Here is a 13,871-nt window from a genome sequence, read left to right on the forward strand (position 1 = left end):
TGGCGTCCCGGCTCCGACTCAGGGCTTTATGGGGCGGGCTGACCGGCAGCCTCGCCCCCACTCGGCGGGATCGTCCTGCTCAGAGCCGCGTATTGACCGACCAGACGCTGAAACTCGCCGAAGACCAGCGCCCCTCGAAGACGGGGTCGGCGATCACGATACGCGAGCTGGCGACGCCGGCCTTCTATCACTGGCGCAAGGCGCTGATCGCCTTCCTGATCCCGGTGCTGCTGGCGCTGGCCGCCGCGACCCTGGCCCAGCCCGTCTACACCGCCCAATCGCGCCTCCTGATCCTGCTGGGGGACGACTATGTCTTCCGTCGCGCCGTGGGCGAGGACGCCAGCGGCAATCCCCAGACCTTCGATCGCGCCCAGATCGTCCATGCCGAGATGGAGATACTCGGCTCGCGCGAAATCCGAGAGAAGACTCTGACCGACATCGGCCTGATGCGGGTCTATCCGAAGGCGCGGTCGGGGCCGGCGGGCATGAACGCGGCGCTGGAGCAACTGGGCCGCGACCTGGCCATCGAGAACGTCCCCCAGTCCAACACCATCGAGGTGCGGCTGCGCCATCGCGATCCCCGGGTCGCGGCCGACTTCGTCAATCGCCTGGTCCAGAACTACATCGCCAGCCGCCGCGAAATCTTCCAGCGCGCCGACAGCGCCGCCGTCACCAACCAGCAGCGCGGCCTGTCCGATCAACTGGCCGCCACCGAGGCCCAGATCGCGGACCTGTCCAACCGCTACGCCATCGGCGACTACGACCAGGAAATCCAGGGCGTGCAGTCCCAGCAGACCACCCTGACCGCCCAGTTGGCCGCCCAGGACCAGTTGATCGCCACCGCCGCGGCGCGGGCGAACCGTCTGGCGCAGCAACTCCGCGACTCGGCGGCGGTCATCGCCCTGAACACCGACGACACCCGCTCGCAGCAGGTCACGGCCCTGACCGACAATCTTATGCTGTTGCGCGAACGTCGCCGCGTCGCCGCCGCCCGCTACGCGGACGGCTATCCCCTCGTCGTCGAACTGGATCGCCAGATCGCGGACCTGGAAGCCCAGATCGCCGCCGCGCCGCCATCTCAGACAGCCCTGGTGCGCAGCGGCCCCAACCCCGTGACCCAGCAGATCGAGACCCAGCTGGCCACGACGCGGGGCGAGCTGGCGGGCCTTCAGTCCGGCCGCGCCCAGCTGGCCGACGCGCTCGGCGCCGTGCGCGCCCGTCTGGCCGGCCTTGTCGAGATCGGACCGCGCTACCGCGAACTGACGCGCCAGCGCAGCCTGACCGAAACCGCCTATCGCAGCGTCGCCGAAAACGCCGAGGATTCTCGGCTGCAAAGCTCCATCGCCGGCGCCAACGCCAATGTCCGCGTGATCGAGGCCGCACAGCCGCCGACCAAGGCCCGCACTGGCCGATTGCTGATCCTGGCGGCCGGCCTGGCCGTCGGAACGCTGGCGGCGCTGGCGGTCGTCATCGTCTCCGCCGCCGCATCGCCCGTCATGCTGACCCCGCGCGATGCGGAGGTGCGGCTGCGCGCCCCGGTCCTGGCCACCGTCCCCCTGGGCGAGGAGGACGACGATCCCCTGCCGCGCTGGCGGCCGCTGACCTCGCGGCTTACGGCCGACCAGGCGGCGCTGATCCTGCGCCGATTGCGCGAAACCGCGCCCGCCCATGCGGCCTTGGCCGTGATCGGACCGGAGGACGGCGTGGGCGTCACCAGCATTGCGTTGGATCTGGCCATGGCCTCGGCCTTCCGGTCGGGGATCGAGACGCTGCTGATCGACGCCGAACCGCTGGCCGACGCCAGCGTCGCCATGGCTATCCACGCCCTGGGCGGGCGGCTGACCAACGTTCCCGACAATCCCTATGTCCTGCGCGTCGAGGACAGCAACCTCTATGTCACCACGCCGATGACGCGCACGGGGTCGAACATCTCCGAGGCGCGCTGGCGCAGCTTCGTCGATGGCGTCAAGGCGCGGTTCCCCGTCGTCATCGTCGATACGCCGTCGCTGCAACGATCCTCGGCGGCGCTGCTGCTGGCGCCCCTGACCGACCTGTCGCTGATGGTGATCGAGGCGGAGGAGACGCGCACGGCCGTCGCCGCCAATCTGATCGAACGGGTCGAAGCTGCGGGCGGCGCGGTGGCGGGCGTGGTCATGAACATGCGCAGGTTCCACATCCCGCGCTTCATCTACACCCGGATCTAGCGCAGCGCCGCCAGGGCGCGGGGCAGGATTTCGCTCAGATCGTCGGCGACCAGGCCCGGCCCGAACCGTTCCGCCGCATCGCTGTGAATCCACACCGCCGCGCTGGCGGCCTCGAAACTGTCCATCCTCTGGGCGGCCAGGCCGCCGATCATCCCCGCCAGCACGTCGCCGCTGCCGGCGGTGGCCAGCCAGGGCGAACCGTTGGGATTGCGCCGGATTCGGCCGTCCGGCGCCGCGACCAGGGTTTCGGACCCCTTCAGCACGATCACCGCCTGGGTCTGGCGCGCCGCCTCGGCCGCCGCCGCTTCCCGGCCCTGTTCAAGCAGACCGGGAAACAGGCGCTCGAACTCGCCCTCGTGCGGGGTGAGGATGTCGTCGCGGTCCAGCAGTCCGATCAGATCGGCCGTCCGCCCCTTGAACGCGGTCAGGCCGTCGGCGTCGATCACCAGGACCGCGCCGCTCAGCGCCAGGGCCTGGATATTGGCCACGGTCGCCTCGTCGGCGCCCGCCGCCGGACCGACGACGACCGCGTCCGAGCCGACGACCTCGCGCCCCAGCGCCTCGGCCGAAGCGAAGGGCGTCAGCATGATCGCCTGGACGGCCGGGGCGATCACTGCAGCCGCGTCGGGCGGGCACAGAATCCGCACCACGCCCGCCCCCATCCGCAACCCCGCCCGCGCCGACAGACGCGCCGCGCCCGTGTGGTGCGCCCTGCCCGACACGACCGCCAGACGCCCGCGAGAATGTTTGTGCGTCTCGGCGCTCGGCCAGGGCAGAAAACTGCGCCACAGCGCCGGGTCGTTGATCTGCATTGTCCGCCTTCCGATTATCCGTGGCTTTTCTGCGAAAACCGCTTGCTTTGAGCGCCCTTGGTGTGTCCCATTCAGGCCCGAGCGCCGCTGCATTTCGTGCGCCGCTCCGGGGTCGCCATGAAGAAGATCGAAGCCATCATCAAGCCTTTCAAGCTGGATGACGTCAAGGAAGCGCTCCAGGACGTGGGCGTGCAGGGCATGACTGTGCTGGAGGCCAAGGGATACGGCCGCCAGAAGGGTCATTCCGAGCTGTATCGCGGCGCCGAATACGTCATCGACTTTCTGCCCAAGATCAAGATCGAGGTCGTGGTCGCCGACGATCTCGCGCCCGCGGTGGTCGAGGCCATCCAGACCTCGGCCCGCACGGGCAAGATCGGCGACGGCAAGATCTTCGTCTCCGACGTCGCCGAGGTGATCCGCATCCGAACCGGCGAAACGGGCGCACAGGCCGTCTGACTTCGACCAACCCCTCCCGGCCTCGGCCCTCGGGTCGCGGTCCGGTCTCCTCCCCAAACGACAAGAAACAGGACTTCCGAGAATGAGCGCCAGCAAGATCCTCAAGGAGATCAAGGAAAAGGACGTCCAGTATGTGGACGTTCGCTTCACCGACACGCGCGGCAAGCTGCAACACGTCACCTTCGACGTCGACCTGGTCGACGAGGACTTCCTGACCGAAGGCACGATGTTCGACGGCTCGTCCATCGCCGGCTGGAAGGCCATCAACGAGTCCGACATGCTGCTGAAGCCGGACCTGACCACGGCCTATATCGACCCCTTCTACCAGCAGACCACGATGTTCCTGTTCTGCGACGTGCTGAACCCAGACACGGGCGAGCCCTACAATCGCGACAGCCGCTCGATGGCCAAGAAGGCGCTGTCCTACGTCCAGTCTTCGGGCGTGGGCGACCAGGTCTTCTTCGGGCCGGAAGCCGAGTTCTTCATCTTCGACGACGTGCGCTGGTCCACCCAGCCGCACGACACGGGTTACAGCTACGATTCGGTCGAACTGCCGGTCAACACCGGCGCCGAATACGCCGAGGGCAATCTGGGCCATCGCCCCGGACCCAAGGGCGGCTATTTCCCGGTCAATCCGGTCGATTCCGGCCAGGATCTGCGCGGCGAGATGCTGGGCGTCATGCGCGACCTGGGCCTGCAGCCCGAGAAGCATCACCACGAGGTGGCGCCGGCCCAGCACGAACTGGGCCTGAAGTTCTCGGACCTGCTGACCATGGCCGACCGGCTTCAGCTCTATAAGTATGTGATCCACAACGTGGCCCACGCCTATGGCAAGTCGGCGACCTTCATGGCGAAACCCATGTTCGCCGACAACGGCTCGGGCATGCACGTCCACATGTCGATCTGGAAGGACGGCAAGCCTCAGTTCGCCGGCGACCAGTACGCCGGCCTGTCCCAGGAATGCCTGTGGTACATCGGCGGCATCATCAAACACGCCAAGGCCATCAACGCCTTCTCCAACTCGACGACCAACTCCTACAAGCGTCTGGTGCCCGGTTACGAAGCCCCGGTGAAACTGGCCTATTCGGCCCGCAACCGTTCGGCCTCGATCCGCATCCCGCACGTCTCGTCGCCCAAGGCCAAGCGCCTGGAGGCCCGCTTCCCCGACCCGATGGGCAACCCCTATCTTACCTTCGTGGCCCTGCTGATGGCCGGTCTGGACGGCATCGAAAACCGCATCGATCCGGGCGCGCCCGCCGACAAGAATCTCTACGACCTGCCGCCGGAAGAGCGCGGCTCGATCCCCGAGGTCTCCGGCTCGCTGAAGGAAGCGCTCGACAACCTGGACAAGGACCGCGCCTTCCTCAAGAAGGGCGGCGTCATGGACGACGACTTCATCGACAGCTACATCGACCTGAAGATGGAAGAGGTGATGCGCCTGCAACTGCATCCGCACCCGGTCGAGTTCGACATGTACTACAGCTGCTGATCTTCGGATCGGGCCGAACGGCGAAGGGCCGGGGGAGCGATCCTCCGGCCCTTTTCCATGTCTGAACATGAGGCTTTCAGCCGTCCCGACCGGCCAGGGGTCAGGCGATCTCGGCCTCCAGTTCGTCGGCCTTCCTGCGGCGCAATTCGATCAGCCGCACGCACCAGATGGACACCTCGTAGAGCAGCACCATGGGCACGGCCAGCATCAGCTGGCTGATCGGGTCGGGCGGGGTCACGACGGCGGCGACCACCACGACCGCGACGATGGCGTATCGACGGCCCGAAGACATCAGCTTGGAATTGATCAGCCCCGCCATCCCCAGCAGGGTCATCACGACCGGCAGTTGGAAGCACAGGCCGAAGGCCAGCAGCAGCGCCGTCACCAGGTTCAGATAGTCCGACACCTTGGGCAGCAGATTGGCCGCCACCCCGTCGCCCACGATCTGCTGGCTCAGCGAGAACCACATCACGAACGGCAGCATGACGAAATAGACCAGCGCCGCTCCCAGCAGGAACAGCACCGGCGCCGCCACCAGGAACGGCAGGAAGGCGCCGCGCTCGTTGCGGTAAAGCCCCGGCGCGACGAAGCGATAAAGCTGCCAGGCCAGCACCGGAAACGCGACGAAGACCGCGCCGAACCCGGCCAACTTCATCTTGGTGAACAGGATTTCCAGCGGCGCCGTATAGATCAGGTTGACCGTATGGCCATTGACGTGCGGCAGCGCCTTCAGCCCCGCCGTGCCGAGGATCAGGTCCAGGGGCGAGACGTGCCCGTGGGGCCCGACCGAGGAATAGAAGGCCTGCGCCGCCACGAACGGCTTGACCAGGAACAGATAGATCGGCTCGGAAAAGGCGAAACAGCCAATGAAACCGACCGCGAAGGCGATGACGCAGATCAGCAGCCGCCGGCGCAGTTCGATCAGATGATCCATCAACGGCGCGCGCGACGCCTCGATCTCGGCTTCGTCACGATCGGACAGGGTCAAAGGTCGGCAGCCTTCTTGCGCGCGACCTTGGGCGTGGCGGCGCCCGCCGGGGTCGTCTTGGGCGTCTTGGGCGTTTTCGAGGGAACGGCCTTGGTCTGAGCCGCCCCGGCCGCCTTGACCTTGGCGGAACCGGCCGGCTTGGCTTTGGCCTTGGCGGGCCTGGTCGCGGGCGCGGCGGGTACGACGGTCGGCGCGGCGCCGGTATCGGGCCATTCGTCGACTGCGGGCGTCGCGGCCGCAACCTCAGGCGCAGATGAAGGCGAAGCCGTCGAGGCGGCCGGCGCGGTCAACCCGGCGTTGATGTCCTTGAAGGCCGCATCGGCCTCGGCGCCGAGCGGATACATCGCCGCCTGCCCCGTTCGCAGCGCTTCGACCTCCTTGCGCAGGTCGTCCAGTTCGGACTGGCGCGCCATTTCGTCGAAACTGGTGCGAAACTCATTGGCCATGGCGCGGGCCTTGGCCACCATCTGACCGACGCGACGCATCAGGATCGGCAAATCCTTTGGCCCCACGACAAGCAGGGCCACCAGGCCGATCACCACTAATTCGAAGCCCCCGACTCCGGGGCCGAGCCCGCCCATGCGTCAGCCCTTACAGACGACGGCTAGCGCTTCAGCTCTTCCTTTTCCGCATCGGTGCGCGGCAGGGAACTGACGCCGCCGTGCGGCCCGTCCTTCTTGTCGTCGTCCTTCAGGCCGTCCTTGAAGGCGCGGATGCCCTTGGCGGCGTCGCCCATGATGCTGGACAGCTTGCCGCGGCCGCCGAACAGCAGGGCGACCACGACGATGACGATGGCCCAGTGCCAGATGCTCATGGAGCCCATGGCGTATTCTCCTCGCGGGGATCGGTCATCCGATCCCATCCACTCTTATTCGACCCGCATATAGGCGCAGTCATGGCGTCCCGCCAAGGGAGGCTGTAGGCCTGCGCGACCATGAGTCCCTCCGATCACGTCATCATCCATACCGACGGGGCCTGCAAGGGCAATCCCGGCCCGGGCGGCTGGGGCGCCGTGCTTCAGACAGCCGGCGGCCACGAAAAGGAACTTTGGGGCGGCGAGGCCAACACCACCAACAACCGGATGGAGCTGATGGCCGCCATCATGGCGCTGGAGGCCCTGAAACGTCCCTGCCGGGTCGAACTGCACACCGACAGCAAATACGTCATGCAGGGCATCACCGAATGGATGCGCGGCTGGAAGGCGCGCGGCTGGCTCACGGCGGACAAGAAGCCGGTGAAGAACGCCGACCTGTGGCAAAGGCTCGACGCCGCCCGCGCCCGGCACGACGTCAAATGGCGCTGGGTCAAGGGTCACGCCGGCCACGAATTGAACGAGCGCGCCGACCAGCTGGCGAATCGCGGGGTCGCCGATCTCAAGGCGCGTTAGACCGCCTCGACCTCCTTGTCCGGCTCGGATGGACGGCGGCGGATGCGCGCCCCGCTCATCACCGCGCCGAACAGGGCGGCGATGGCGGCGATCTGGAATCCGTGCCGCACGCCGGTCACGGGCGCGGCGGACAGCAGGAAGGCGACCACGACCGCGCCCATCGACTGGCCCAGCACCCGCGCCGTCCCCAGGCTGCCGCCCGCCGCCCCGGCCCGCTCGCGCGGCGCTTCGGACAGCATGGCGCGATTGTTGGGCGACTGGAAGAAGCCGAAGCCCGCGCCGCACACAGCCATGCGCCAGACGATGTCGAAATGCGAGGATTCGGCGTTCAGCAGGCTCAGGGCTATCAGGCCGCAGGCGAACAGCGTCAGCCCGATCGCCCCCAGCACTCCGGCGGAATAACGATCCGACAGATAGCCGGCCAGCGGCGCCGCAAACATGGTCGCCAGGGGCCAGGGCGTCATCAGCAGCCCCGTCTGGACCGCGTTCAGCCCCAACGGCCCCTGCAGGAAGAACGGCAGCGCGACGAACGCCATCATCTGGGCGGTGAAGGAGATGATGGAAGTGGCCACCGACAGGGCGAACATCGGCCGCGCCAACAGGTCCAGCGGGATCAGCGGCGTTCGGCTGGGCCGCTCGTGCCGAACCAGCAGAACCCCAGCCGCAAGCCCCAATCCCGTCAGGCCGAAGCCGAAGACGGAGGCCTCTCCGTGCGCCAGCGCCTGCATCCCGGTGATCACGAAGCCGAAGGCCGCAGCGCTCAACAGGGCGCCGACGATGTTCAAACGCCGTTTCTGCAACGGATTGTGCGGCAGCGTGAACCCCGCCATCGACACGGCCAGCACCCCCAGCGGAATGTTCAGGGCGAACAGCCAGCGCCATTCGCCGACGCTCAGGACCGCGCTGGCGATGGTCGGGCCGGCGGCGGCGGCCATGGACACGATCACCGCGTTGATTCCCACCGCGCGGCCCAGCAGCCGCTGCGGATAGGTGAAGCGCACCAGGGCGCCGTTCACGCTCATGATCCCGGCCGCGCCGAAGCCTTGCAGCACCCTGGCCAGACTCAGCGTCAGGATCGAATCGGACAGTGCGCAGGCCAGGGACGCCAGTGTGAAGACCGCCAGGCCCACTTGGGATACGCGGCGATAGCCCACGATTTCGCCCAGCGACGCCAGCGGCAACAGGGCGACGACGATGGCGATCTGATAGGCGTTGACGATCCAGATGGAGGCCGCCGCCGACGCCTGCAGGTCCTGGGCGATGGACGGCAGGGCGACGTTGGCGATGGCCCCGTCCAACACGGCCAGGGTGATGCCCAGGCCAATCGAGACGATCGCCCAATAGCGGCGGGGCGTGGGCAGGCCGTCGGCGGCGACATTCTGGCTGGTCATCTCAGGCCAACGCCCTCGACGGTTGGCGGTTCAGACGGCGGCCTGGACCGTCAGGCGCGAGCCGTCGACGCGCTTGACCACCACGTCCTGCCCCTCGCCCGGCGCCTCGCCCTCGATCTCGGCCGGCCATTCGGCGCCGGAGACGAAAACCCGCCCCCGTCCGCCGACGAAGGCCTCCACCACCCTGGCTCTCTGGCCGACCAGGCGGCTGTCGCGGTCGTTGATGTCGGGTCCCTCGGGATTGGCCTTGGCGATCAGCCGGCGCGACAGCAGGGTGGCGATCACGGTCAGCAGGGCGAAGACCGCCACCTCGCCGGGCAGGCCCAGCCGCACCCCCGCGGCCGTCATTACGGCCACGACCCCGGCCGAAACGGCGGGCCACAACAGCCATTCGGTCGAGAACATCGCCTCGACCGCCAGCAACAGCACACCCACGGCCAGCCAGATCCAGAACGGCTGGGCGGCGTAGAGATCGACGAGCGCGGTCATGGATCAGCCTCCTTCCTTGGATCAGGCCGAGGGCGGGACGCCGCCCGTCGCCGGACGACGCGGCGCCGCAGGCCGGGCGGGCGGGGTCGCCGCCCCGTTCTGCTCCTTGGCCAACCCGACCATTTCGCCGATGCCGGCGATGGTGCCGACCAGGGCGCTCATCTCCGTCGGCACGATGACGGTGCGCTGCTGCGGGCTGCGCGCCAGTTCGGCGAAGGCTTCGACATATTTCTGGGCGACGAAATAGTTGATGGCGTTCACGTCGCCGCGCGCGATGGCCTCGGACACCATGGCGGTGGCGCGGGCCTCGGCCTCGGCCTCGCGCTCACGGGCCTCGGCGTCGCGGAAGGCGGCTTCCTTGCGGCCTTCGGCTTCCAGAATGGCGGCCTGTTTGGCGCCCTCGGCGCGGGCGATGGCGGCGGACTTCTCGCCGTCGGCTTCGGTGATGACGGCGCGGCGTTCGCGCTCGGCTTTCATCTGGCGGGCCATGGCGTTGGTGATATCGGTCGGGGGGGTCAGGTCCTTGATCTCGATCCGGTTGACCTTGACGCCCCAGGGCTCTGTCGCCGCGTCGATGACGTGCAGCAGGCGGGTGTTGATGCTGTCGCGCTGGCTCAGCACCTCGTCCAACTCCATGGACCCGACCACGGTCCGCAGATTGGTCATGCACAGCTGGGCGATGGCGTAGGTCAGATCGTCGACCCGATAGGCGGCGCGCGCCGCGTCCATCACCTGGATGAAGACGATGCCGTCCACCCGCACCATGGCGTTGTCCTTGGTGATGACTTCCTGGGTCGGGACGTCCAGCACCTGCTCCATCATGTTCATGCGGCGTCCGATGCGCTCGACGAACGGGGTCAGGAAGCCGATGCCGGGGCTTAGGGTCTTGGTGTATTTTCCGAACCGTTCGACCGTGAATTCGCGCCCTTGCGGCACGATCTTGATCACGCTGATCAAGAGCACGATGGCGAGCAGCAGCACGACGCCGGCGAATATGGTAGTTACGTCCATGAAAACCCTCCCTGAGGCGTCGAACCTACCCGCTGCGCGCGAGCGGCGCCACAGAAACCGGCGGCCTGGGCTCGGACGCCGCTTTGCGGCGCCAGGCGGCGACCCGGGTCGCCACGTCGCGTTCGATGTCGCCGTAGAACAGGTTGTAGGGCACGATCTTGCGCCGATCCGCCCAGCTTCCCCCGGCGGTCAGGAAGTCGGCGTCCGGCGCGCTGTGCCACAGCAGTCCGCCGCGGCATTCGGTCGAGACCAGACGTCCGGTCAAGGCCGGCCGGGCCCCCCATTCCAGGCCCGTGGCGTTGGTCGCTCCGCTATGTTGGCGGGCCTCGGCGCGGGGCTGGCTGATCGCGCCCGTGACGGGATTGACGCAGATCGGCGCCGTTTTCAACTCCACCAATTCGCCCCGGCCGTTCCACTCCAGCGCCCGACGAAGCGCCCGGCGCGCGGCCGATTCGTCGCCGTTCCGCACCGACATCCAGGCCACGAGACACCCGGTCTGATCGGACGCGTCGCACGGGGCGATCCGCCGATCAAACATTTCCGGGCTGATCAGGGTCTCGATAAGATAGGCGGCCGCCAGCCGCGACTTCAGCGCGGGATGCGCCTGCAACTCCTCGCGCACCAGGCGTGCGGCCAGTTCGCCGCCCTGCTCGACCCCGGCGATGACGATGGGGCCTGTCGGATGGTTCGCCAGCCACAGATCGAAGGCCCGCTTCACGTCTTCATAGGCAAAGGCCCGGGCCTCGCGCGCGTCGTCGCGCAGGGTCAGGCGGGTGTAGAGGCTGGCCTGCCTATATAGCGGCGCGCTGACCTTGGCCTCGCGCGCGAACGGCGAGGCGTAGTTGGGCAGGACGACGCGGCGCATATAGGCGTTGGCCCGCGCGTCGTCTATCGCCCCGTTCCAGCCCGAACCGCCGTCGAAGGTCGTCGGCATGACGAAAAAGACCGCCGCCTGGTCCGACCGGCCGTCGTCCTGCAACGCCCATGAGGAGGCCGAGCGATAGTCTGGGGCAGGCGGGGGCTCATAGGTCTGGAACGGAACCTGGGGGTCCAGGCCGGCCCGAAGTATATCGCCGCTCCAGACGGCGACCGCGACGGTCACGACAAGGACGACGGCGAACCCCGCATAGCCGACCCACTGTCTGAAGGTCAGCCGGCGCATCAGCGGTACGGATCCGCCGTGGACAGGAAGTTCTGGACATAGCGGCGCACGCCCTCTTCCAGCGGCGTGGACTGCCCCTGGAAGCCGGCGGCGCGGATGCGGTCCATGCGCGCCTGGGTGAAATACTGATAGCGGTCGCGGATCGAGACCGGCGTGTCGACATAGTCGATGGACGGTTCCTTGCCGGCGGCGGCGAAGGTGGCCCGGGCCAGGTCCGCGAACGAACGCGCCTGCCCCGACCCGGCGTTGAACACCCCTGACACCTGGGGCGACTGCAACAGGAACTCGACGATGTCGACCACGTCGTCGACATAGACGAAGTCGCGCATCTGCCCGCCGTCGGCGTAGTTCGGATTGTGCGAGCGGAACAGGGTCACGGTCTCGCCGCCCTGCACCTTAGGCCAAATCTGGGCCACGACCGACTTCATCGCGCCCTTGTGACCCTCGTTCGGTCCATAGACGTTGAAGAACTTCAGGCCCGCCCACTGACGCGGCGCCTGGCCCCGATCCGACTGTCGAACGGCATACTGATCGAACAACATCTTCGAATAACCATAGGCGTTTAGCGGCCGAAGCCGAGACAGGGACTTCGCATCGTCATCGTCGTCGAACCCTGTTTCCCCATCGCCATAGGTCGCCGCCGACGAGGCGTAGATCATCCGCGCATCGCGGATCGCGCACCAGTCCCACAGGTCGCGCGAGAGGGTGAAGTTGGTCCGCAGGATCAGGTCGGCGTCCGGCTCGGTCGTCGAGGAAACGGCGCCCATGTGGACCACGGCCTCGATCCGTTCGGCATGGCGTTCCAGCTGCTCGAACAACGCCTCGGGCGACCAGAAATCGGCGATGGGATGTTTGGCCAGGTTCTTCCATTTGGCCAGGTCGGCGGTCCCCAACCGATCGCAGACCACCACGTCATGGGCCGTCTCGGCCGTCAGCCGCGCCACGATGTTGGAGCCGATGAAGCCGGCCCCGCCCGTCACCACGATCATTCTGGGCGTCATCATCCTTGCCCTGTCGCCGCGGATTCAGCACAGGCCATCTTCTCGATGGTCCGCGTGGTGGAGAAGCCGTCCTTGAAGTCCGCCAGCCTCACCTCCCCGCCCCAGCTTTCCACCAGGTCGCCGCCGACCACGCCTTCGCGGCTGTAGTCCGATCCCTTGATCAGCACGTCGGGCCGAAGCCGTGCGATCAGGGCCAGCGGCGTCGGATCGTCGAAACTGGTCACGCGATCCACGCTGGCCAGACCGCCGATCACCACGGCCCGGCTGTCCAGGTCGTTGACCGGCCGGCCTTCGCCCTTCAATCGCCTCACCGAAGCGTCGGTGTTCAGCGCCACGACCAGCCGGTCGCACCAGCTGCGCGCCTGCGCCAGATAGGCGACGTGCCCCCGGTGCAGGATGTCGAAACAGCCGTTGGTGAAACCGACCTTCAGCCCCTGGCGCCGCCAGCCCTCGACCTCGGCCGCCAGTTCGTCCAGCGGCGTCACCTTGGCGACGGCCGCGCTGGCGTGCTGGCTGACTTCGGCCTCGATCAGTTCGGCGGGCGTGACGACGGCCGTCCCCGCCTTGCCGACCACGACGCCCGAAGCCAGGATGGCGAACTGCACCGCCGTCTCCAGCGACGCCCCCGCCCCAAGCGCCAGGCCGATGGCGGCCAGGCCGGTGTCGCCGGCGCCCGACACGTCGAACACCTCGCGCGCGCGGCCTGGGAAATGCTTCACCGCCGCGCCGCGCCGCGCCAGGCTCATGCCCTTGCCGGCGCGGGTGACGACGACGGCCTGGGCGGTCGTGGCGGCCAGCAGGGCTTCCAGCGCCGCCTCGACCTCGGCGTCCGTGCCGACCGGCAGGCCGGTGGCCCCCGCCAGTTCCGAAGCGTTCGGCTTGATGACGTCCACCGCGCCGTAACGCGCGAAATCGCGTCCCTTGGGATCGACCACCACCGGCGCGCCGGACGCCCTGGCCGCATTTAGGGCCTTCGCAATCAAGGCGTCCCCGACCACGCCCTTCGCGTAATCTGACAAAAGATATGCGGAAGCCCCTGTGAAAGCGTCTGAATTCTCGATTTCGACCGCCGCAGCCTCATCGTCCAGCCGAAGCAGCTGCTGCCCCGCCGAGACGAAGCGCGTCTTGACGATGGTCGCGGCGCCGGCGGGCCGGGCCAGCAGGTCCTCGATCCCCGGCTCGGCGGCGATGAGGGCCGTCAGCTCCGCCCCCGCCGCATCGTCCCCGACGACGGCGCCCAGCCGGGCGGTCCCGCCCAGGGCCGCGATGTTGCGCGCCACATTGCCGACGCCGCCGGGCATGGCCACGGTGCGGGCGGCGCGCAGCACCGGGATCGGCGCCTCGGGCGAAATCCGGCTGACCTCGCCATAGACGTAGCGATCCAGCATCAGGTCGCCGACGCAGGCGATCTTCAGGCCGCGCACACGCTCCAGCAGGCTCTGCAGGGCGCCCAGGTCCAGGGTGTCAGACATTCGCCCGCC

At 68.0% G+C, this 13,871-nt stretch carries 14 protein-coding genes; 4 read left to right on the forward strand and 10 right to left on the reverse strand.

Annotation, left to right across the window (positions count from 1 at the left end; translation table 11 throughout):
- The first annotated feature begins 92 nt into the window (after positions 1–92).
- Entirely contained in the window at positions 93–2,204 is a 2,112-nt protein-coding gene (locus AC0L6G_RS03695) for a GumC family protein (RefSeq protein WP_473252884.1), read from the forward strand.
- Here AC0L6G_RS03695 and AC0L6G_RS03700 read toward each other — a convergent pair.
- On the reverse strand, positions 2,201–3,016 hold the full coding sequence (locus AC0L6G_RS03700) for an NAD(P)H-hydrate dehydratase (protein ID WP_291537414.1): 816 nt from the start codon (positions 3,014–3,016) through the stop codon (positions 2,201–2,203). The two genes, AC0L6G_RS03695 and AC0L6G_RS03700, sit on opposite strands and share 4 nt — an antisense overlap.
- 117 nt (positions 3,017–3,133) lie before the next feature.
- Here AC0L6G_RS03700 and AC0L6G_RS03705 point away from each other — a divergent pair, with 117 nt between their 5' ends.
- Positions 3,134–3,472, forward strand: a complete 339-nt coding sequence (locus AC0L6G_RS03705; protein ID WP_008261682.1) for a P-II family nitrogen regulator — start codon at positions 3,134–3,136, stop codon at positions 3,470–3,472.
- An 82-nt stretch (positions 3,473–3,554) separates the two neighbouring features.
- A complete protein-coding gene (gene glnA / locus AC0L6G_RS03710) occupies positions 3,555–4,961 on the forward strand; it encodes a type I glutamate--ammonia ligase (RefSeq protein WP_291537405.1) in 1,407 nt (468 codons plus the stop codon).
- Positions 4,962–5,061: 100 nt separating this feature from the next.
- On the opposite strand, the gene tatC is transcribed toward glnA, so the two are convergent.
- The 3 genes from tatC to AC0L6G_RS03725 are packed head-to-tail and all read right to left on the reverse strand — an operon-like array spanning position 5,062 to position 6,772.
- Complete coding sequence (tatC, locus tag AC0L6G_RS03715) at positions 5,062–5,949, reverse strand: twin-arginine translocase subunit TatC (protein ID WP_291537403.1); 888 nt, start codon at positions 5,947–5,949, stop codon at positions 5,062–5,064.
- Positions 5,946–6,530 carry a Sec-independent protein translocase protein TatB gene (gene tatB / locus AC0L6G_RS03720; RefSeq protein WP_366098577.1) on the reverse strand — a complete coding sequence of 195 codons (585 nt, stop codon included), beginning with the start codon at positions 6,528–6,530 and terminating at the stop codon, positions 5,946–5,948. Before tatB ends, tatC begins: the two co-directional genes overlap by 4 nt.
- Before the next feature lie 23 nt (positions 6,531–6,553).
- Positions 6,554–6,772, reverse strand: coding sequence for a twin-arginine translocase TatA/TatE family subunit (locus AC0L6G_RS03725; RefSeq protein ID WP_291537402.1), 219 nt, complete (start codon positions 6,770–6,772; stop codon positions 6,554–6,556).
- 111 nt (positions 6,773–6,883) lie between these two features.
- On the opposite strand from AC0L6G_RS03725, the gene rnhA reads away from it, so the two are divergent.
- The gene (rnhA, locus tag AC0L6G_RS03730) at positions 6,884–7,336 is read left to right on the forward strand and encodes a ribonuclease HI (protein WP_293825033.1); all 453 of its coding nucleotides are present in this window, start codon (positions 6,884–6,886) and stop codon (positions 7,334–7,336) included.
- Here the strand turns inward: rnhA and AC0L6G_RS03735 are convergent.
- The 6 genes from AC0L6G_RS03735 to rfaE2 are packed head-to-tail and all read right to left on the reverse strand — an operon-like array spanning position 7,333 to position 13,862.
- On the reverse strand, positions 7,333–8,727 hold the full coding sequence (locus AC0L6G_RS03735; RefSeq protein ID WP_473252885.1) for an MFS transporter: 1,395 nt from the start codon (positions 8,725–8,727) through the stop codon (positions 7,333–7,335). The genes rnhA and AC0L6G_RS03735 overlap by 4 nt on opposite strands.
- 30 nt (positions 8,728–8,757) lie before the next feature.
- Entirely contained in the window at positions 8,758–9,216 is a 459-nt protein-coding gene (locus tag AC0L6G_RS03740) for an NfeD family protein (protein WP_293825038.1), read from the reverse strand.
- A 21-nt stretch (positions 9,217–9,237) separates the two neighbouring features.
- Positions 9,238–10,227, reverse strand: coding sequence for an SPFH domain-containing protein (locus tag AC0L6G_RS03745; protein WP_293825040.1), 990 nt, complete (start codon positions 10,225–10,227; stop codon positions 9,238–9,240).
- Between the two features lie 25 nt (positions 10,228–10,252).
- On the reverse strand, positions 10,253–11,389 hold the full coding sequence (locus tag AC0L6G_RS03750) for a DUF3089 domain-containing protein (protein WP_473252886.1): 1,137 nt from the start codon (positions 11,387–11,389) through the stop codon (positions 10,253–10,255).
- Positions 11,389–12,390, reverse strand: coding sequence for an ADP-glyceromanno-heptose 6-epimerase (gene rfaD / locus AC0L6G_RS03755; protein ID WP_473252887.1), 1,002 nt, complete (start codon positions 12,388–12,390; stop codon positions 11,389–11,391). Before rfaD ends, AC0L6G_RS03750 begins: the two co-directional genes overlap by 1 nt.
- Positions 12,390–13,862 (reverse strand): D-glycero-beta-D-manno-heptose 1-phosphate adenylyltransferase, encoded by a 1,473-nt coding sequence (gene rfaE2, locus AC0L6G_RS03760; RefSeq protein WP_473252889.1) that lies wholly within the window; start codon positions 13,860–13,862, stop codon positions 12,390–12,392. The genes rfaD and rfaE2 overlap by 1 nt, the downstream gene beginning before the upstream one ends.
- Between the last annotated feature and the right edge of the window lie 9 nt (positions 13,863–13,871).

It is taken from the genome of Brevundimonas sp. D3-1P, assembly GCF_055809335.1.